Below are 19751 nucleotides of genomic sequence, written 5' to 3'. Positions count from 1 at the left end.
CGGGCGCACCGCACCGCTAAAGGTCGGCTCGCGGCTGATGAGGGATTTCGATGCGCGTAGCGATGATTGGGACGGGCTATGTGGGCCTGGTGTCCGGCGCCTGTTTCGCCGACTTCGGCCATGTCGTCACCTGCATCGACAAGGACCCGTCCAAGATCGAACGGCTGGAGCGGGGCGAAATCCCGATCTACGAGCCGGGGCTGGATGATCTGGTCGCCGCCAATGTGCGCGAAGGCCGACTGTTCTTCACCCTGGACGGCGCCGAGGCCATTCGCCGGGCGGACGCCGTCTTCATCGCCGTGGGCACGCCGACGCGTCGCGGCGACGGCCATGCCGACCTGTCCTACGTCCACGCTGCCGCCGAGGAGATCGCCGGCCTGATCGAAGGCTTCACGGTCGTCGTCACCAAATCGACCGTCCCGGTCGGCACGGGCGACGAGGTCGAGGCGATTATCCGCAAGACCAATCCGAAGGCCGACTTCGCCGTCGTCTCCAACCCCGAATTTCTGCGTGAAGGCGCCGCGATCGGCGACTTCAAACGTCCCGACCGCGTCGTCATCGGCATCGACGACATGACCGGCGACGCCGGCGGCCGCGCGCAGAAGGTGATGAGCGAACTTTATCGTCCGCTGAACCTGAATGAGAGTCCGCTGCTGTTCGTGGGCCGTCGCACGTCCGAGCTGATCAAATACGCCGCCAACGCCTTCCTGGCGATGAAGATCACCTTCATCAACGAGATGGCCGACCTGTGCGAAGCCGTCGGGGCCGACGTCCAGCAGGTCGCGCGCGGCATCGGCCTGGACAAGCGTATCGGCTCGAAGTTCCTGCACGCCGGCCCCGGCTATGGCGGCTCGTGCTTCCCCAAGGACACTATCGCCCTGGTCCGCACCGCCCAGCAGTATGGCGCGCCGACAAAGCTGATTGAGGCGACGGTCGAGGTCAACGACGCCCGCAAGAAGGCCATGGCCGACCGCGTCGCCGCGACCCTGGGGACAAGTGTCCAGGGCAAGACGGTCGCCCTTCTGGGTCTGACGTTTAAGCCGAACACCGACGACATGCGTGACGCCCCATCACTGGACATCGCGCCTGCCCTGATCGCCGCAGGCGCGACCGTCCAGGCCTTCGATCCCGAAGGCATGCATGAGGCCGCTAAGCTTTTGCCGGACATCCAGATGAAGGACAGCGCCTATGACGCCGTCGTCGGCGCTGACGCTGTGGTCCTCGTGACCGAATGGGACCAGTTCCGCGCCCTGGATCTGGACCGCATCAAGCTGCTGATGAAACAGCCGGTCCTGGTCGATCTGCGCAACATCTATCGACCCGAGGACATGAAGCATCGCGGCTTCCGCTACATGGGCATCGGGCGCGGCTGATGGGGTCGCCGATCCTCGTCACCGGTGCGGCCGGCTTCATCGGCATGCACGTCGCCGAGCGCCTGCTGGACCGGGGCGAGCAGGTGATCGGCGTCGATGTCTTCAACGACTACTATGATCCGCGCCTGAAAGCCGCCCGCGCCGCTCGGCTTGAGGGTCGCGACGGTTTCAGGATGGTCCGCGCCGATATCGCCGACCACGCGCAGATGCGTGCCCTCGTTTCAGACGCCGGGGTCAAGCGGATCGTCCACCTCGCGGCTCAGGCCGGCGTCCGCTACTCCCTCGAGAACCCCTTCGCCTACGAGAGGTCCAACCTGGCCGGCCATCTGTCGATGCTGGAGGCCGCGCGGCACAATGACGTGACCCACCTGGTCTATGCCTCGTCCAGTTCGATCTATGGCGACCGGCCGCTGGAGGGTTCGGGCTTTCGCGAAGACGATCCGACCGTCCACCCGGTCTCGCTCTACGCCGCGACCAAACGCTCGTGCGAACTGATGAGCCAGAGCTACGCCAGGCTTTATGGCTTTCCGCAGTCGGGCCTGCGGTTCTTCACGGTCTATGGACCCTGGGGCCGGCCCGACATGGCCTATTTCAGCTTCACCCAGAAGATCGGGCGCGGCGAGCCGATCGAGGTCTATGGCGAAGGCAAGATGGCGCGCGACTTCACCTATATCGACGACATTGTCGACGGCGTGGTCGCCGTGCTGGACCGTCCTCCCGCGCGGGGCGTGCATGAGGTCTACAATATCGGCGACAGCCAGCCCGTCGGCCTGATGGAGATGATCTCCACGCTGGAAACCGCGCTGGGCGCCCAGGCGAACAAGATCATGCGGCCGATGCAGCCCGGAGACGTCACCGCCACCTATGCGGACATTTCAAAGTTGAACGCCCTGTGCGGCTATCAGCCCAGGGTCCCGCTGAAGATCGGACTGGAAAAGTTCGTCGCCTGGTGGCGTCAATACGAGAACGGTTGACGCAAGAAGGCTGGGGGGCCGATGCGACGCAAAATCCTGCCGGCCGGCTTCGTCCTGTTGCTGTTCGGCGCAACCGACGCCTCCGCCCAGGCTTTGCGCCCGGCTCAGGACGCGCAAATCGACATCTTCGTTCGCAACCGTGCGGTCGCCGTACGCGACCGCCCGCAACCCGCCTACGACCCGCTCGGCATCCGGGCCGGCGGCTTCACGGCCTTTCCCCGGCTTCAGTCGGGCGTCGTCCATGATGACAACATCTTTGCGGCCGAGGACAACCGTCAGCCCGCAACGACCTTGCGCGTGACGCCTGAGGTCGTCGTCCGATCCCACTGGTCGCGCCACGCGCTTGAAACCCGCGTCCGCGCCGACATCGACCGCAACCTCGATTTCGACAACGAGAACACGACCGACTGGAGCCTGGGTGGCGCCGGCCGTCTAGACATCGTTCGAGGCGTCGACATCACATTGGTTGCAGACTACGCCCACGATCACGAGGCCCGCACGGCCGCCGGCTCCGATCCCGCCGCTCGCCGCCCGATCGCCTTCGACCTGGCCTCCGCCTCGCTGGCGGCGACGCGCACGCGGGGTCGATTGCGCCTGTCAGCCAAGGCCGCCGTCCTTCGCTATGACTACCGCGATGGACTGAAAGACGCCGGCGCCGTCATCGAACATGACGACCGGGATTGCACCGCCGCCCGCCTGACCGGCCGCGCCGACTACGCCCTCTCCCCCGCGACAGCGCTTTTCTTTCAGGTCGCACGCGATGACCGCGACTATCGCAGGGTGGCAGGGTCGCCGGAACGATCCTCTTCCGGCCACGAAGCCCTGGCTGGCGTGGACTTCGAGCTCGGAGCCCTGGTCCGGGGCGAGGTCGCCGCCGGATACATCCGTCAGGAGTTTCGGAACACAGCCTATGGCGATCTCGACGGCTTCGGCGGGCGTGCGCGCCTGTCGTGGTTTCCCACGCAACTGACGACTCTGACCGCCACCGCCGCGCGCAGCGTCGCGGACACCGGCGTGGTCGGCTCAGCCGGCGCCCTGCGCACCGACGTGTCGATCGGCGCAGACCACGAACTGCTGCGCAATCTGATCCTGACGGCGGAAACGGCGTGGAGCGAAGACGACTATAACGGCCTCGACCGCTCCGACACCCGCTTTACCGCTGGTTTTAGCGCCGTCTATCGCCTCAACCGTCGCTATGGCCTGACCGCCGGTCTGACCTATCTCGACCAATCCTCGTCCGGCGCGGTTGCAGGACCGAGCTATCACTCGACGCGCCTGTCCGTCGCGGTCGTCTCGCAGTTCTGAACACACGGCCAAAGCGCGAAGATTGACAACCTGAAGGCGTCATCGCAGGACTGGACGGGACGATCACCGTTCGATGGCGCGATGACCTACCACGACACCGCGATGGGCGGTCCCGGCCAGCCGGCGGACGACGCCATCGACCTCCACGCCCTGATCGCCGCCTTCCGGCGTCGTCTCGGTCTGTTCACCGCTGTCGCAGCCGTCGTCTGCCTGATCGTGCTGGCGCTGATGCTAGGCCAGCCGCCGGTCTACACCGCGACCGCCAGCCTCCAGATCAATACGCGCAAGGAACAGGTCGTCGTGGGACAGGCCGTGCTGTCGGCGCTCGACGCCGAGGCGGCCATCGTCGACACCGAGGTCGAGGTTCTGAAGTCACCCCAGCTCGCCGCCCAGGTCGTACAGACGCTGGGCCTGATCCGCGATTCCGAGTTCAACGCCCGCCTGCGATCATCGCCCCTCACCCAACACCTGCCGCGCGCCACGCCTGCGCCGACCGATAGCCAGATCGAGCGCCAACAGGTGATCGACGCCGTCCGGCGACGCCTGACCGTGCGCCGCGTCGGCCTGACCTATTCGATGGCGGTCAGCTTCACCTCCGAAAGTCCGATTAAGGCTGCCCGCATCGCCAACACCTTCGCCGACGCCTATCTCCAGTCTCAACTCACCGCCAAGTTTGACGCCAACGCCCAGGCCAACACCTTCCTGGGCGCCCGGCTGGAAGATCTGCGCCGCCAGGTCGAGGCCGCCGACGCGGCCGTCTCAGCCTACCGGATCGACAATGGCCTGCTCAGCGCCCAGGGCGCCACCCTGACGGAGCAGGAAATCTCGGCCTACAACCAGCAACTCGCCCTGGCCCGCGCGCAACAGGCCGAACAGGACGCCCGCCTGCGCACCGCCCGCTCTCAGATGGCGGCCGGCTCCAACGGCGACGATGTGGGCGAGGCCCTCTCCTCTCCCGTGGTTCAGAACCTGCGCGCCCAGCGCGCGGCGATCAGCACGCGCGTCGCGGACCTTTCTGTCCGCTACGGCCCTTTGCACCCCGACATGATCCGCGCCCGTCAGGAGCTGGCCGACATCGACGCGCAGATCCAGGCCGAGATCCGCCGTGTCGTCTCGAACCTGGACGCCCAGGCCCAGGTCGCCCGCCAACGCGCCGCCTCGGTCCAGTCCAGCCTGGACGCTGCGCGCGGCGCCTTGGCCGACAACAACGCCGCCTCGGTGCGTCTGCGCGAACTGGAAGGTGAGGCCGAGGCCGCCCGCGCCATCTACCGCGCCTTCCTGGATCGTTATCGCGAGACCAGCGCCCAGACCGGCGTCGAACAGGCGGACGCCCGCATCGTCTCGCGCGCCACGCCTCCGACCGCGCAAAGCGCACCGAACCTGATGATCAGCCTCGCGCTGGGTTTGATGCTCGGCGCGGCGGCGGGAACCGGGGCCGTCATCATCGCCAACGCCTTGCAGACAGGCCTCAGCGGCCCCGATGACATCGAGCGCAGCCTGGGCGTCGGGGCCGTCGGCGCCATTCCCCTCGCCTCATCGGTGGCGACGGCGGAGGATCAGACGCTGCATCCGATCGATCTCGTCGTCCAACGCCCGCTGTCGGTCTTTGCCGAGGCTTTCCGAGCGCTGCGCACGTCGATCACCCCCATCGTCAGCGTCGTGGGCGAACCGTCCGCGCGAATCGTCGCCGTCACCTCCGCCCTGCCCGGCGAAGGCAAGACCACTACAGCCGTCTGTCTGGCCCGCGTCGCCGCGCGCTCCGGCGGACGCGTTCTGCTGATCGACGGCGACCCGCGTCGGCGCGGCGTGACGCGAATGCTGGGCCTGAACCCCGATCACGGCCTGGCCGAGGTCCTGCACGGCGCGGCGGCCTGGCGAAACGTCTCGGTGCTGGACCCGGCCTCCGGCGCACAGGTTCTGCCCCTTTCGGGATCTGGCCTGTCGGCCGACGACCTGTTCGGCGCCCCGCCGATGACCACCCTGCTCGACGAACTGCGTCAGGCCTTCGACCTGATCGTCATCGACACCGCGCCCGTTCTGGTCCTCGCCGACGCACGTATCCTGTCAGCCAAGGCCGACACCGTCATCCTCCTCGCCCGCTGGCGAAAGACCCCCGCGCGGGCCGTCGCCGCTGCGATCCGCATCCTCAGCCAATCCGGTGTTCGCCTTTCCGGCGTCACCCTCAGCCAAGTCGATGTCCGGGCGGAGGCCGGCCGGAACTACGGCCACCACGACTACGACTATCGAGCCTATCGCAAATACTACGCCGCCTGATGCGAACGGGGCGTCAGCGCCCTCAGCCTTCTCGCCATTCGCTCAAGGTCTTGCCCTCGGCGTCCTCGAAGGCGACGCGGTCAAGTTGAACGGCGCCGATGCAGACCGGCCTTTGATCCGCATCCACGGCGCGGCAGCGAATGGCGCGACCGTCCGCGAAAGCGGTCATTCGTCCCTCAAGCACCAGGCGATAGCCTTGCGCGGACGGCATCAAAGGCTGGTCGCCTTCGGCGCGCAGCGTCGCCTCATAGGCCCGGCCGTTGCGCCGGACGGTCCTGGACCCGCCTTCTTTGAAAACAGCCGCCAAGCCCATGGTCTGGGCCGCCGACGGGGCTTCAGGCGAGGTGCCCCCCTGGATCGCCGGACAGGTATCGACGCGCAGCCAGGGGCGGGCCAACCAGAAGCCCTCGGCCGCTTCCCAGGTTTCGGCGTCACCCGCAATCAACGCCGATTGGGACCAGTCGCCGGGCGTCAACGTCAGTTTCGCGCTCTCGCGGTCCTCGCTCCATGTCACTGTCGCCAAACCGGCTTGCGACGATCTATTCACGGCGGGACCACCACAGCCGAAGGCCTGGCGCACGACGAAGCGTCGACCGGCCAGCGACGCGCCTGCGACCTCCTGACCGGCGGCGAATGCAGAGGCGGCGATGTCCATGGCCTGAAGCAGGCTTGCGCGGTCCAGGATTGGCGCGGGCGCCACGGTCACGACCGAGGTCTGCGCCGGCTCCGCAACAGGCGCGCTTGCGGCGGTCGGCTCACGCTGGCAGGCGCTTAGAAAAACGAGGGACGCCGCAAGCGCGACGACCGATGGACGAGGCGGCACAATCGGTTCGAGCATGGAACCACCCTAGCACGTGAACCGCTGACAGGGAGCCGATCTCACGAAATTGGTTGACGCGAGAGACGGGGGACGGTCTGCACGGCATCATGACTTTCGATCAGATCGCGGCGCTCGCCGTTCTTGTCGGCGTTGTCGGCGTCCTTATTCATGGCAAGGTCCGAGCCGACGTCGTTGCCCTGACCGGTGCGGCGGTGCTGCTGTTGCTGGGTGTCGTTCGGCCCGTCGAGGTCCAGGGCGCCTTCGCCAGCCCCGCTGTCATCGCCCTGGCCGGTCTTTTCGTGATCGCCTACGCCATCGAGCTGTCAGGCCTGCTTGGCTGGTTGATCCGCCAGGCGACGCAACTCGCCTCGAGGATAGGCGCTAGGGGCATCTGGATCGTCATCGGCCTTTGTGGATCGGTCGGCGGCTTCTTGAACAATACTCCGGTCGTGGTGCTGGCTGCGCCGGTGATCCGCGACGTGGCCCAGTCGCTTCGGCTGTCGCCCAAACGTTTCCTGATGCCATTGAGCCATGTCACCGTCATGGGCGGGCTGCTGACCCTGATCGGCACCTCGACCAACCTCCTGGTCAACGACATGGCGCGCAACGCGGGACAGCCCGTCTTCGGCCTGTTCGAGATAACCCCCGTGGGCTTGGCGATCGCCGTCGTCGGCGGCCTGTGGCTGTATTTCGTCGGCGCGCGCCAGCTCGGTCGGTCCGTTGCCATGGATGAGGCGGAAGCCGCGCGACTGGCGGAGATGGAGGAGGCGCGGCAGCGCGCCGAGGCCGAGGCGATTTCAAAACGCCGGCGACGCCTACCCTTTGGCCTTCCCCGTCTTGGCGGATCCCGCAACCAGGCCGACGGCTCCGGCGACGCGCACCTAGGCGACGTGGATTTGTATGGCGCGGCGGACCGGCCGTTCCGACTTCGCCCGGCGATGATCGCCTTGGGAATCTTTGTCTTGGTGATCATCTCGGCTGCGCTCGGCTGGGCGCCCATCGCCGCCTCGGCCTTCGCCGGAGCCGTCGCCTTGATCCTGCTTCGGGTCATTACGCCCGAAGAAGCCTACGCCGGACTGAGGCCCGAAATCCTGCTGCTGATCGCGGGAATGGTGGTTGTTGGTACGGCGATCGAGGTGACAGGTCTGGCCTCTGCCGGCGCCGACCGTCTAATCGGGTTCATCCGTCCGCTGGGACCGCTCGGGGCGCTGATTGTGCTGTACGGCGTGACCCTGTTCGCCACCGAACTGCTGTCCAATGCGACCGTCGCGGTACTCATCACGCCCATCGCCGTGGCCTTGGCCGAAAGCCTGGGCGTCGATCCCCGCCCCTTCCTGGTCTGCGTCATGATGGCCGCCTCGGCGGCCTTCGCCACGCCCTTCGGCTATCAGACCAATGTGCTGGTCTTCAACATGGGCGGCTACAGCTACATGGACTTCGTGCGCGTAGGTTTGCCGCTGAACCTGATCACCTGGATCGCGGCCATGGTGGCCATCCCGATCTTCTTCCCGTTCTGAGCACCTGCCCGCTACCCGACAAGACCGCAAAACGCCCACGCGATGGTTGGCAGTCGATCCGCTGCTCGCTACCAACCCTATGGGGCAAGGCGAGGGGAAGTGCATGGGTGTTGGAACGGTTTTAAGGACGCTGGTCTTCGGCAAGGACGCCGATCGCAAACGAAGTTCCCCCAAGGTGGCGCGCATTCGCGCCCTCCCGGATCGGCGCGTGATGGCCGAAAGCTACATCCCGGTCCTGTCCGCTGAGGGCGGCCGCATACTGTGGGTTGGATGTCGCGAATATACGCTGGATGATTACGCCGCTCTGGAGGCCGGCGGAGGAGAAGTCTGGACGACCGATATTGATGCCGCAGCCGAGCGCTGGGGCCGAAGCGGTCGGCATCGCACCGGTGACGTGTGTGAGGCGGACGGGATTTTCTCCGACCTGATCTTCGACGCTGTCGTCTGCAACGGCGTGCTGGGCTATGGCGTCGACAGTTCCGAACAGCAGCAAAGGGCGTTAAAGGCTCTGGCGGCCATCCTACGCCCGGGCGCTCGGCTGCTGCTGGGCTGGAACACCGACAAGATCGCCGATCCCGTCGCCGCCGGCCTGACTGAAGCCGACTTCCAGGCCGCACCCCTAGGCGACCAGCCGACGCGCGTGCGATTCGACGCGGTCACCCACGTTTACGACAGCCTCATCCGAAGGGGCTAAAGCCTAGCCCTGAAGCCGGGTCAACGACGCCGCCGGCCCGAACAGAGGACGCCTCCGCAGCGTCGCCTTCGGCGTGACGAACGCCTTTTCGACCAAGGCCTCGCGCAAGGCGTCCAGCTCGGCCGCGCGCGCTGCCGGCGAATGCACCCGCTCGACATAGGTCTGTCCGCCACGCGCCAGAGCCAGACGTTCATCGGGATTTTCGACCAGACGCATCATGGCGCTTGTCAGAGAGCCGGCCTCCTCGACATCGACATACAGCGCATATTCGCCGCTGGCTTCGCGCAAGCCGCCGCGTCCCGACGAGATCAGCGCCGCGCCCGCCGCATGGGCCTCCAGCGCGGCCAGCCCCAAGGCCTCGCGCACGCGCGACGGCGTGACCGCGATGGCGGCGCGCTGCGTCATCGCTCGCACCGCGTCCAGCGATGCTGATTTGTGGATTTCGACCCGGTCGCCGAACCGCTCCAGCATCCGCACCTGTGGCGCAGCCCAATCCTTATTCTTGTCCCAGTCGCCCAGCATCAACGCGCCGCGCCAGTCGGGGTAGCAATCCAGCGTCTCGGCCAGAGCGGTGCAGAACAGGTCCAGCCCCTTGTCCTTCATCGCCCGTCCCGCAAACAGGATCAGCTTCTCGCGCTGCTCGGGCGATGCACGCCAGACGTCGCTTTCGATCGGATTGCAAACCGACAAAACGCGCCCGGCCAGACGCGGATAATCCGTTACGAACTCTTCACCCGCCGCACGGCTGACGAACACCAGCCGGTCGAACCGCGCGAGGCGTCGACCGTATCGCAGACGTTCGATCAAATTGCGCGACGGCTTGATCCGCGTGTGGCGATAAAGAACGTGGATCGCGTCAGGCAGTTGTCTCGCCAACTCCGAGGCCGCCTTCAGCTGTTGATGATATTCCACGATGTCCGGCGACAGTTTCTTCAGAACGTCCATCACCGCCGCATTTCGCGCCTTGCGGTCCAGCCCGGCCGGCACCGTCACCATCTGCACGCCCGCCGGCGTCGGCCCGCCGGCATCGGCGATCAGCGTCACCAGCCGGTTCAAACGGCTGTGCGCCGACAGGGTGCGCACCACTGTCTCCATCGAGTTGGTCTTGTCCGGACAGAAGGTGCAGCCTCGCGGCAGAACGACGGCGATACGCATGGTCTAGCCTTCCTTCCGAACGGAAGCGGTCTCGAAAATCTTGGGATGAACGGCGGCGCCGGTGGCGCGACGACCGCGCGGCCCGTTCAGGCCCAGCAGCCGACGCGCCTTGAAGCCGGCCTTCAGCCATGGCTCCGCCGACGACTGGCGGATGCCCTTCACATCGATGAAGGTGACGTCGCCGTGACCGGACAGGGTGTGAAAGCCGTCGCCGTACCCGTCCAGCAGATGGCCCGGCTCGAACCGTTTCACGACCACCGCCGAAAACGCGTCCGGCGACAACACATCGATCCGCAGCAGATTGATCGCCGCGCCATAGGTCAAAGCGCAGTCCTGAACCGGCAGATGAAGCGCGCCGTCGTGAAGGAACGCCGACCCGCCCGGCCGCGAGGTCTGGAAACCGCCCATCACCGGATTGCCGGGATGCGCCGTCCACGGCCCCATCAGGCTGTCGGCCCAGGCGATGTGCAGTTCGCGCATCGCCCGGTCGTCCGGTCCGGGCAGGGCGTGGAACATCCACCACCGGCCGTCGTGCTTGACCACCGTCGCATCGATCGCAGCCGCCTCGCCGATGCGGGCCACCGCCTCCCACTGGTCCGGGAAACGCACGCAGCGATAAAGGATCAGCCCGCCGCTCTTATAGCCTTCCGGCAGCATGTAGAGTTCGCCGCCGTCCTCGATCAGGGTCGGATAGGAGAGGTGCCAGGGCTCGGACAGGGCCACGCCCTGCCCCAGCAGCCGGTCGTCGGCGTCATACTGGCGATAGTGAATCTCGCCGCGGCGTACATGATAGTCGAACGCCTCGACGAAGACGGTCAGCACGCCGTCGCGCGTGATCCCGAACGGGTCCGCGACATAGGCATGCGGTCCGCAGTCCGGCAGCCAGACGATCTCGTCCGCGCGCGGCTCATGGTCAATGAAGCTGCTTAAAGGTCGGCGGATAAAGCCCGAGCGCCAGAGATCGAACACGACGCCGCCCTAGCCGACCGAAAGAACTGGGGCCTTCGTGCCGTCATGTCCTGCAAACGCGCGCATCTGGGTCCTGCTCGTCGCCGCGACACGGCGCCTTCATGACAAGGACGCCGCCGACCGACCCTTGCCTCATCAAAATCGTCACGGCATTGAAGGTCTTGGCCCGTCTGGCTGCACGAGAGGACTTCGCCCGTTTGACCGCGCCTGCCGCGCATCCCCTGATCGCCGCCTATCTTACGCAGCGCGAGGATCTGGCCCGGTTTTGTCGCGCGCGGCTGGGCGGTGCGTCTGGCGATGTCGATGACGTGCTGCAGGACATCTATCTGAAGGTCTCGACGCTCGCCCCCTACCCGCCGCCGGACAATCCCCGCGCCTTTCTATTTCGCCTGACTTCCAACCTGCTGATGGACCGCTGGCGATCCGGGCAGCGGTCGGCGAACCGCGACGCCCAATGGCGACAACTGAACCATGAGACCGGCGCCGCCGAAGATCTGGACGCGGCCCCTTCGGCCGAGGCGGTCGTGGCCGGGCGCGAGAAGCTGGCGCGCCTTCTCACCGCTCTCGAGACCCTGCCGCCCAAGACGCAGACAGTCTTTCGCCTGCACAAGTTCGATGGGGTCAGCTATGCCGACGTCGCCGTCCAAATGGGCATTTCGCGCAGTTCAGTCGAGAAACACATGATGGACGCGCTGCGCGTTCTCTCCCGCAAGGTTCAACCCTGATGCCGATTCTTTTCACGCTCTGGGGGAATTTGTCTGAAGGCGAAAGCTTGGCGGCGCCGTCTTGTTATCAGGAGGCGCGTTGCACAGCGTTCCTCCAGGCTGGGATCGGATGACCGCACAAACCAACATCGAGGAAAAGGCGCTGCACTGGTTCGTCGCCCTGCGTGACGACGAGGTGCCCGAATCCGCCTGGCTCGAATTCCAGGACTGGCTGGAGGCGTCGCCGACCCACGCCGCCGCCTATGACGCCGTCGAGCGCCTGTGGGTCGATCTGGATGACCATGCCTCGTCCGCACCGACAGAGACCCCGGTCATCGACCTCGCCGCCGCGCGTGCACGCCTCGCCAAGACGCGTTCGCCCTGGCTGGGCGCGGCGATCGGCATTGCCGCTAGCGTGACGCTGGCTGTCGGCCTGTTCCTGTGGCTGACGCCGGGCTCGCAGATCTACGCCACGACCGACGCGCCCCTGACGGTCGCGCTGGAAGATGGATCGCACGTCTATCTGAATCGCCATTCCACCTTGGACGTCCGGTTCGACGGCGACAACCGCTCGGTGTCGTTGGCTGAGGGCGAAGCCGCCTTCGACATCGCTCACGACCCGGCCCACCCTTTCATCGTCGCCGCGGGCGATCATCAGGTCGAGGTGCTAGGCACTGCCTTTAACGTCTTGAACCACGGCGACCGTTTCGCCGTCGCCGTCGAACGGGGCGTCGTCGCCGTCACCCCCGCCAACGCACCCAAGGTCCGACTGGTCGCCGGTCAGGCGCTGGCCCAGCGCGGCGAACAGACCCCGGCCCTGTCGCAAATGTCTGCGAACCAGACATCACCCTGGCGTCAGGGAGTTTTGGTCTATCGCGACCGTCCGATGACTGATGTCGCGGACGATCTTTCGCGTTATCTCGACAAGCCGGTCGTGCTATCGACATCGGCTCGGGCGCTGCGGTTCACCGGCGCCCTTCGCATTGGCGATGAGGCCGTGATGTTGAAGCAGTTGCAGGATTTCGCCCCCGTCCGCGTGGACGCCTCGACGCGCGAAGTCCGCGTCAACGCACGTGAGGCCGGTTAAGGGCGGGCGGCCCCAACGCCTCGCCCTGTCCAAGCCACACGCCGCCGCCCTTCTTCCCAGTCTCTTTCTCTTCGCCACAACTGCCCTGAGCACGCCGGCGCAGGCGGATGCGCGCCTGCTCGACATCTACATCCCGCGCCAGTCCGTAGACGACGCCCTTCTCGACCTGGCGCTTCAGGCCCGCGTTTCACTGGGCGGCAGCCTGACGTCGTGCGCCGGCGTCAGCCCCGCGATCAGTGGCCGGATGTCGCTGGACGCGGCCCTTACACGATTGCTGGCTGGCAGCGGATGTCGCCACGCTATTCGCCAAGACGGCGCTGTGATCATCAGCAGGCAATCGAGCACGGCGCCCGCTCCCGCTCCCGCTCGCCCGATCGCCCCACGCCCGGCCGCTCCTGTGGCGCCGCCGCAAGACGTGGCGCAAGTCAGCGAAGTCGTCGTGACCGCCCCGCGCCGACCCGAATTGATCCAGTCCTCGTCATCGGCCATGACGGCGGTCGGCGCCGAACGCATCACCCGTGCTGGGGTCACAGGCATGCAGGGACTGGACAGCCTCGTCTCCGGCATGACGGTGACCAATCTCGGCCCCGGCCGGAACAAGATCCTGCTACGCGGCATATCGGACGGCGTCTTCACCGGCCTGACCCAATCCACTGTCGGCCTGTACCTCGACCTGACGCCGGTGACATACGCCGCCCCGGACCCGGATCTGAAGCTGATCGACATCGACCGGGTCGAGGTGCTGCGCGGCCCGCAAGGCACGCTGTACGGTACCGGCCCCATCGGCGGCGTCGTGCGCATCGTCACGCGAGCTCCGGCGATGGGCGAAGAATCCCTGTCGCTCTCTGCGACCCGGTCGCGCACTGACGGCGGCGGCTGGAACTCAGACTATGGCCTGGTCGCGAACCTGCCGATCGCCGGCGACCGCGCCGCGATCCGCGCTGCCCTCTATGGCGAGACCTACAGCGGCTATATCAACGACGTCGAATTGAACCTGAGGCGGGTCAATGACGGCACGCGACGCGGCGGCCGGCTGTCTGCCGCGCTGGAGATTTCGCCGGGCTGGACGGCGCGTGCCGGCGTCGTTCACCAGTCCATCGTCACCGAGGACACCCACTACGTCTATCGCGGCCTCGGCCCGCTGAGGCGCGCCAATCTGGTTCGCGAACCGCACCAGAACCGGTTCGACCAAGGCTCGGCCTCCATCGAGGGTCGCGGCGCCTGGGGCCGGCTGAACGCCTCGATCTCGGTCGTCGAGCATGGTTTCAAGAGCCGCTACGACGCCTCCAGCGCTCTCCGTCGCTTCGGATCGGGCTGGCGCATCGGCGCGCTGGACGAAGGCAAGGACATCCATCTGATCGTCGGCGAGGCCAACTTCGCCTCTCCCGATATCGGTCGCTGGCGCTGGTTGGCCGGCGGTCTGGTGTCGTCCAACACCACACGCACCAATCCCGTCCTGTCCGCCCTGACGCCCGAGCCTCGCGCCATCTATTCCGAGGCGCGGCGCGACCGGCTGAACGAGGCCGCCGTTTATGGCGAGGCGTCGCTGGACCTGCCCTACGACCTGACCCTGACCGCCGGGGCCCGCTACTACGCCTTGGAGTATGACACCACCTCCCTGGTTCGACAGTTCACCCGATCGCGACCCTTCGACGGGCAAGGTGAATCCGCCGGCTTCACGCCCAAGATCGCCCTCACCTGGCAGCCCAGCGATCGCCTGAACCTGTCCGCACTGATCAGCCAGGGCCACCGCGCCGGCGGCTTCAACACCGCAGGGGTCATCGGTCAGGATTTCAGCGGCCGATCCAATTCACCGGCGCGCCAATACCAGCCGGATAGCCTGTGGAACGCCGAGTTGGGGGCCAAGTACCGATCGGCGGACGGTCGCGCCCGCCTCCGCGCCGCCGTCTACGCCGCGCGGTGGCGCAATGTGCAGAGCGACCAGTTTCTGCCCAGCGGCCTGGCCTATGTCGTCAACGTCGGCGACGGCGCGGACAAGGGCTTCGAGGTCGAGGCCAACTGGCGTCCCTCTGAGACGCTTGAGCTTTTCGCCAACGGGCTTGTCGCCGACCCACGCATCACCTCACCCAGCGCGCGGTTTGATTCTCGTCGTGATGCGGGTTTGCCTGGGGTGCCACGAGCTTCGGCGAATGTCGGCTTCAGCTGGCGGCGTCCGCTGGGCGAGCGTTTGGCGTTGCTTGCCGACGGCGGCCTGTCCTACGTCGGCGCGTCGCGCCTGACCTTCGACGGACGCCAGCAATATCGAATGGGCGACTACGGCACGGGGAGACTGGCCTTTGGCGTCGACGCGTCGGCGTGGACGGCGACCGTCTTCGTGGACAATCTGTTTGACACCGAAGCCAACACCTTCGCCTACAGCGACCCTTTCCGCCTTCCCGACGCCCAGGCCATCACACCTTTGCGTCCTCGCACGATCGGCCTGACGCTGAAGTGGACGGCGCATTAGCCTGGGCCCTGCCGCCTTCGATCCTGTAGCGGATCGCGCCGATGAGCATCTCCGGCGGTGGATGGGGACCGGACGGCCGGCTGTGTCTGACAGGTCACGACCTGCCCGAGCTTTACGTCGTCGCCATTCAGATGCGCGGGGGAGTGCTAGACCACATCGAAACGCTGGGCATAGAGGCCGAAGGTCAGGCCATCGACTGGGACGAAAGCGAACCTGGGATGCTGTACGGCATCACCCGACGCACGCGTGAGATCGTGGCGATGAAGATTCCGACATTGCTAGATCAATAGGTCTCCGGCTTCTGAACTTGCCCTGCCAGGCTGAAAGCGTTTGAGGCTCCGTTGCGCGACGGTTGGCGTGACCCCGCCCCCTCTCCACGATCAACCGTCTGTAGCTTTCAATAGGTCGGGCAGGGTCGCTCCACGCTCAAACTGACAGCGCTGTAAGCGAGAGGCCGGTCCAAGATCAGTCTGGCTCAATTAACGACCGCGACGCGCCGCAGGCGTAGGCCGCCGCTGTCGGCGGTAGCGTCGTCGTTTGCGCAGAGCGCCAACGCCAATCTTTCGGTCGGCAACCTTCCTCCGGACGTGTCGTTGTCAGAGCCTCCCCGTTCGGCCGCAACCGCGATCGTCATTCCGCAATCGAAATCAGAAGGATCGCCATGCCGGTTATCGTCGTCACAGGCGCCAGCGCCGGCATAGGTCTCGCGATCGCCGACAGGTTCGCCCGAGCCGGATGGCAGGTCGTGGTGATCGCCAGACAGGCTGAACGCCTTTCCAAAGCCGTCGAACAGCTGAAGCGTTCGGGAGACCGAGTGATCGGCATGGCGGGCGATGTGTCCGATCCGGCCTTCGTCGAGCAGGCGGGACGCGATGTCGTGGACGCTTTCGGCGGCATCGATGTCTGGGTCAACAACGCCATGTCCACGGTCATCGGGCGCGATGAAGATCTGACCGACGCCGATTACCGCCGCGTCGTCGAGACGACCTATCTTTCTCAGGTCTACGGAACACGCGCGGCGCTTCGGGCCATGCGACCGGCGGACAAAGGGGCGGTGATCCAGATGTCCTCGGGATTGGCGCTGCGCCCTGCCCCGCTGCAGGCCGCCTACTGCGGCGCCAAGGCGGCCGTCGACGGGTTCACCGAGGCCATTCGGGCAGAACTGATTGCCGCAGCCTCCAACGTCACCCTGACCACCGTCTATCTGCCCGCCGTCAACACGCCCCAGCCTTTGTGGTCACGCAACCGGACCGACCGGGCGCAGGTCATTCCAGATCCCCTGTTCGATCCCCGCCTGTGTGCAGACGCCGTCTGGTCCGCGGTGCAGCGCCCCAGCCGCAAGGTCTTCGTGGGTCGCACGACATGGCTGATGGCGCTGGCGCAACAGTTCACGCCAGCGTTGGCGGATCGCCAGGCCGCCAAGATGATCACAGCGCAGCAGGGCGACCCGCAACTGCCGCGTCTCGGCAATCTCGATCAACCCGAAGACGGTCCGGCGGCGATCGACGGCCCGGACACCGAACGGGTGATCAGACCGTTGATCGGTTTCGTGTCCAGCCGGCAGATCGCGGCGCTCAAGGTCGCGGCGGTCGGCGTGCTCGCGGGCCTTGCCGTAACGGCTGGCCTTGCGATCGGATCGTCCAAACGATGACAGAGACGACCTTCACGCCCCATCCGGCGCGCTCGTCGCAAGCGCTCCGTCCCGATGGCTACGTCGCCCTCGAAGATTATGGCGTTCTGGGCGAGGGCCGAACGGTGGCCCTGTCAGCGCTGGATGGCGGCATCGATTGGTGGTGCGTTCCCGCGATCGATGCGCCGCCGCTTTTCGACCGGCTGCTGGATGCGGAGGGCGGCCGGTTTTCGATCACGCCGACCGAGGCCTTCACGGCGACCCGCCGCTATCGCCCCGACAGCAATGTGCTGGAGACGGAGTTCGCCACCGCCACGGGCCGCGCGCGTCTGACCGAGAGCCTGAACAGCGGCACGGCCGGTCGTTTGCCCTGGTGCGAACTGGCCCGCCGTATCGATGGCCTGGAGGGCGAAGTGACCTTCGCCCTGCACATGCGTCTGGGGCGTCGGGGCGATACGGCCAATCCGTATCATTCCAAGATCGGCGAACACACGGTCTTCCACGTCGAGCGGGTGCTCGGCCTGTTCGTCCACGATCCGCGCATCTCATGCGAATGGTCCGATGAGGGCATTGTCGGAACCATCGTGGTCGACGCAGGCGAGCGGCGCACGGTAGCCATCGTCGCCGGACGGGACGAGCCGCTGGTCGTGCCGTCCATCGAAGAAATCGACGCCCGCATCGACCTGTCGGATCAGGAATGGCGGGACTGGGCGGCGCGCCTGAACTGCCCCGGCCTGTATCGCGACGACTTCATCCGCAGCGCCCTGGCGTTGAAACTGCTGCTGTATTCCCCGTCGGGCGCCATCGCCGCGGCCGCCACGACGTCCCTGCCCGAGCGTCTGGGCGGCGATAAGAACTGGGATTATCGCTACGCCTGGCTGCGCGACGCCGGCTATACGATCGAGGCCTTCCTGGCGGCCGGCGCCCAGGCGGAGGCCAAGGCCGCCTTCAGTTGGCTGCTGATGCAGCTGAAGCGCCATGGCGCCAAGGTCTGCTACAGCCTGGACGGCGCACTCGTGCCGCCGGAAACACACTGGGACATGCCGGGCTATCAAGGCTCGCGTCCGGTCGTCACGGGTAATCGCGCCGCCGACCAGGCCCAGCACGGCGTATTCGGCGACATCTTTGAGACCGCCTCGCGCTTCGTCGGCTGCGGCAACATCCTCGACAGCGCCAGCGCCCAGCAGTTGTCCGAACTGGCGGACCAGTGCGCCGACGCCTGGCGACAGCCGGACGCGGGCATGTGGGAGCTGGAAGACGAGCAGCACTACACCATGTCCAAGATCAGCTGCTGGCAGGCTTTGGCCCGCGCGGTCGAACTGGCGGACGCGGGACAACTGCCGACGACGTGCCGGGATCGCTGGCGGCGCGAGCGCGACCGGATTTTCGACTGGGTCGAGACGCATTGCTGGTCCGACAGCCTTCAGGCCTTCGTCATGTATCCGGGCAGCGACAAGCTGGACGCCGCCCTGGCCCTGGCCGTGCGGTTCCGGTTCGATGGCGAAGAGCGGCTGCGCGCGACCCTTGACGCGCTGGACCGTCATCTCAGCGCCGGCGTCTTCCACTATCGCTATTCCGGCATGCAGGCCGAGGAAGGCTGCTTCATCGCCTGTTCCTTCTGGATCGCCGAAGCCTGGGCGACGCTAGGCGAATCGGACAAGGCGCGCGCCCGCATCGACAGCCTGCGCGAAGCCCTCAGCGGCCGCTGGGGCATGCTGACCGAGATGATCGACCCGGACACCGGCGCCTACCTCGGCAACATGCCGCAGGGGCTCAGCCACCTCGCGCATCTGACCGCCCTGACCGCCGTCGGCAAGGCGCAGACCACTTCCCCCCAGCCCGAAACGGAGACGTTCCATGACTGATCGACTGACCCTTCAGGATCCGCGCGAGCAATATCCAAAGCCGCCCTTCCCGCGCCAACCCCAACCCGTACCGGGCGAAGCGCGCGAGATGGACCCCAAGCCCGATCATGGCGAGGACAGCTATCAGGGTTCCGGCAAGCTGAAAGGACGCAAGGCCCTGATCACCGGCGCCGACAGCGGCATCGGCCGCGCGGCCGCCATCGCCTACGCCCGGGAAGGCGCCGACGTGGCGCTGTCCTATCTGCCGTCCGAGCGCAAGGACGCCGCCGAAGTCATCGCGCTGATTGAGGCTGAGGGCCGCAAGGCCGTCGACCTCCCCGGTGACATCACCGATGAAAACTGGTGCCGGCAGATGGTTGAACAGGCCGTGTCGGAGCTGGGCGGACTGGACATCCTGGTCATCAACGCCGGCCGCCAACAGTATCGCGAGGACATCTCTCAGGTGACGTCGGAAGACTTCGACAAGACGTTGAAGACCAACCTCTATGCCATGCACTGGATCGCCCAGGCGGCCGTCCCGCATCTGCCGGCGGGCGCCTCGGTCATCACCACCGCCTCGATCCAGGCCTATGAGCCTTCGGCCATCCTGCTGGACTACGCCACCACCAAGGCCGGGATCGTCGCCTATACGAAGGCCCTGTCCAAGCAGCTGATCGAAAAGGGCATACGCGCCAATGTGGTGGCGCCCGGCCCCTTCTGGACGCCGCTGCAGTCGTCCGGCGGACAGCCGCAGGGCGCCGTGATGAAGTTCGGCGAGCAGGTGCCGCTGGGTCGTCCGGGCCAGCCCGTCGAGATCGCCCCGGTCTATGTGCTGCTGGCCTCGCAGGAAGGCAGCTACATCACCGGCGAAGTCTTCGGCGTCACCGGCGGCATGGGCGTCGCCTGACAAGACAAAACCGGCGGCGGGATCGTCCCGC

General features: G+C 66.5%; 15 protein-coding genes and 1 pseudogene. 13 read left to right on the top strand and 3 right to left on the bottom strand.

Going from position 1 to position 19751, the window contains the following annotated elements:
- The first annotated feature begins 50 nt into the window (after window positions 1-50).
- From BVE01S_RS03885 to BVE01S_RS03870, 4 genes are all read left to right on the top strand, one after another.
- Entirely contained in the window at window positions 51-1373 is a 1323-nt protein-coding gene (locus BVE01S_RS03885; protein WP_055805536.1) for a UDP-glucose dehydrogenase family protein, read from the top strand.
- Window positions 1373-2347: an SDR family NAD(P)-dependent oxidoreductase gene (locus BVE01S_RS03880; protein WP_066624503.1), complete on the top strand. Its 975-nt coding sequence runs from the start codon at window positions 1373-1375 to the stop codon at window positions 2345-2347. Before BVE01S_RS03885 ends, BVE01S_RS03880 begins: the two co-directional genes overlap by 1 nt.
- Window positions 2348-2368: 21 nt before the next feature.
- Window positions 2369-3652: an outer membrane beta-barrel protein gene (locus BVE01S_RS03875; RefSeq protein WP_066624501.1), complete on the top strand. Its 1284-nt coding sequence runs from the start codon at window positions 2369-2371 to the stop codon at window positions 3650-3652.
- An 81-nt stretch (window positions 3653-3733) separates the two neighbouring features.
- The gene (locus BVE01S_RS03870) at window positions 3734-5926 is read left to right on the top strand and encodes a GumC family protein (protein ID WP_066624498.1); all 2193 of its coding nucleotides are present in this window, start codon (window positions 3734-3736) and stop codon (window positions 5924-5926) included.
- Between the two features lie 22 nt (window positions 5927-5948).
- Here BVE01S_RS03870 and BVE01S_RS03865 read toward each other — a convergent pair whose 3' ends face one another.
- The gene (locus BVE01S_RS03865) at window positions 5949-6764 is read right to left on the bottom strand and encodes a hypothetical protein (protein WP_066624494.1); all 816 of its coding nucleotides are present in this window, start codon (window positions 6762-6764) and stop codon (window positions 5949-5951) included.
- 53 nt (window positions 6765-6817) lie between these two features.
- Between BVE01S_RS03865 and BVE01S_RS03860 the strand changes: the two genes are divergently transcribed.
- Complete coding sequence (locus BVE01S_RS03860) at window positions 6818-8263, top strand: SLC13 family permease (RefSeq protein WP_420808371.1); 1446 nt, start codon at window positions 6818-6820, stop codon at window positions 8261-8263.
- Between the two features lie 103 nt (window positions 8264-8366).
- A complete protein-coding gene (locus BVE01S_RS03855; protein ID WP_066624491.1) occupies window positions 8367-8957 on the top strand; it encodes a methyltransferase domain-containing protein in 591 nt (196 codons plus the stop codon).
- Window positions 8958-8960: 3 nt separating this feature from the next.
- Here BVE01S_RS03855 and BVE01S_RS03850 read toward each other — a convergent pair whose 3' ends face one another.
- Window positions 8961-10112, bottom strand: coding sequence for a glycosyltransferase family 4 protein (locus BVE01S_RS03850; RefSeq protein ID WP_066624487.1), 1152 nt, complete (start codon window positions 10110-10112; stop codon window positions 8961-8963).
- A 3-nt stretch (window positions 10113-10115) separates the two neighbouring features.
- Window positions 10116-11081, bottom strand: a complete 966-nt coding sequence (locus tag BVE01S_RS03845) for a glucosamine inositolphosphorylceramide transferase family protein (RefSeq protein ID WP_066624479.1) — start codon at window positions 11079-11081, stop codon at window positions 10116-10118.
- Between the two features lie 197 nt (window positions 11082-11278).
- On the opposite strand from BVE01S_RS03845, the gene BVE01S_RS03840 reads away from it, so the two are divergent.
- From BVE01S_RS03840 to BVE01S_RS03810, 7 genes and pseudogenes are all read left to right on the top strand, one after another.
- On the top strand, window positions 11279-11806 hold the full coding sequence (locus BVE01S_RS03840; protein ID WP_240612069.1) for an RNA polymerase sigma factor: 528 nt from the start codon (window positions 11279-11281) through the stop codon (window positions 11804-11806).
- Window positions 11807-11915: 109 nt separating this feature from the next.
- The gene (locus tag BVE01S_RS03835) at window positions 11916-12872 is read left to right on the top strand and encodes a FecR family protein (RefSeq protein ID WP_066624477.1); all 957 of its coding nucleotides are present in this window, start codon (window positions 11916-11918) and stop codon (window positions 12870-12872) included.
- Window positions 12859-15339, top strand: coding sequence for a TonB-dependent receptor (locus BVE01S_RS03830; RefSeq protein ID WP_084375273.1), 2481 nt, complete (start codon window positions 12859-12861; stop codon window positions 15337-15339). Before BVE01S_RS03835 ends, BVE01S_RS03830 begins: the two co-directional genes overlap by 14 nt.
- 2 nt (window positions 15340-15341) lie before the next feature.
- Window positions 15342-15629: pseudogene (locus BVE01S_RS03825) on the top strand (hypothetical protein); the annotation flags it as partial.
- Window positions 15630-16000: 371 nt separating this feature from the next.
- Window positions 16001-16990: an SDR family oxidoreductase gene (locus tag BVE01S_RS03820; protein WP_066624472.1), complete on the top strand. Its 990-nt coding sequence runs from the start codon at window positions 16001-16003 to the stop codon at window positions 16988-16990.
- Window positions 16987-18834: a glycoside hydrolase family 15 protein gene (locus tag BVE01S_RS03815; RefSeq protein WP_066624470.1), complete on the top strand. Its 1848-nt coding sequence runs from the start codon at window positions 16987-16989 to the stop codon at window positions 18832-18834. Before BVE01S_RS03820 ends, BVE01S_RS03815 begins: the two co-directional genes overlap by 4 nt.
- Window positions 18827-19720: an SDR family oxidoreductase gene (locus BVE01S_RS03810; RefSeq protein WP_066624468.1), complete on the top strand. Its 894-nt coding sequence runs from the start codon at window positions 18827-18829 to the stop codon at window positions 19718-19720. The genes BVE01S_RS03815 and BVE01S_RS03810 overlap by 8 nt, the downstream gene beginning before the upstream one ends.
- Window positions 19721-19751: the final 31 nt, after the last annotated feature.

The organism is Brevundimonas vesicularis NBRC 12165 (assembly GCF_001592205.1).
Taxonomy (GTDB): Bacteria; Pseudomonadota; Alphaproteobacteria; order Caulobacterales; family Caulobacteraceae; genus Brevundimonas; species Brevundimonas vesicularis.
This window is presented reverse-complemented; position numbering and strand designations above follow the sequence as displayed.

Coding starts and splice junctions, on each gene's coding strand:
- BVE01S_RS03885 (WP_055805536.1), top strand. CDS start 51: ATGCGCGTAGCGATGATTGGGACGGGCTATGTGGGCCTGGTGTCCGGC.
- BVE01S_RS03880 (WP_066624503.1), top strand. CDS start 1,373: ATGGGGTCGCCGATCCTCGTCACCGGTGCGGCCGGCTTCATCGGCATG.
- BVE01S_RS03875 (WP_066624501.1), top strand. CDS start 2,369: ATGCGACGCAAAATCCTGCCGGCCGGCTTCGTCCTGTTGCTGTTCGGC.
- BVE01S_RS03870 (WP_066624498.1), top strand. CDS start 3,734: ATGACCTACCACGACACCGCGATGGGCGGTCCCGGCCAGCCGGCGGAC.
- BVE01S_RS03865 (WP_066624494.1), bottom strand. CDS start 6,764: ATGCTCGAACCGATTGTGCCGCCTCGTCCATCGGTCGTCGCGCTTGCG.
- BVE01S_RS03855 (WP_066624491.1), top strand. CDS start 8,367: ATGGGTGTTGGAACGGTTTTAAGGACGCTGGTCTTCGGCAAGGACGCC.
- BVE01S_RS03850 (WP_066624487.1), bottom strand. CDS start 10,112: ATGCGTATCGCCGTCGTTCTGCCGCGAGGCTGCACCTTCTGTCCGGAC.
- BVE01S_RS03835 (WP_066624477.1), top strand. CDS start 11,916: ATGACCGCACAAACCAACATCGAGGAAAAGGCGCTGCACTGGTTCGTC.
- BVE01S_RS03820 (WP_066624472.1), top strand. CDS start 16,001: ATGCCGGTTATCGTCGTCACAGGCGCCAGCGCCGGCATAGGTCTCGCG.
- BVE01S_RS03815 (WP_066624470.1), top strand. CDS start 16,987: ATGACAGAGACGACCTTCACGCCCCATCCGGCGCGCTCGTCGCAAGCG.
- BVE01S_RS03810 (WP_066624468.1), top strand. CDS start 18,827: ATGACTGATCGACTGACCCTTCAGGATCCGCGCGAGCAATATCCAAAG.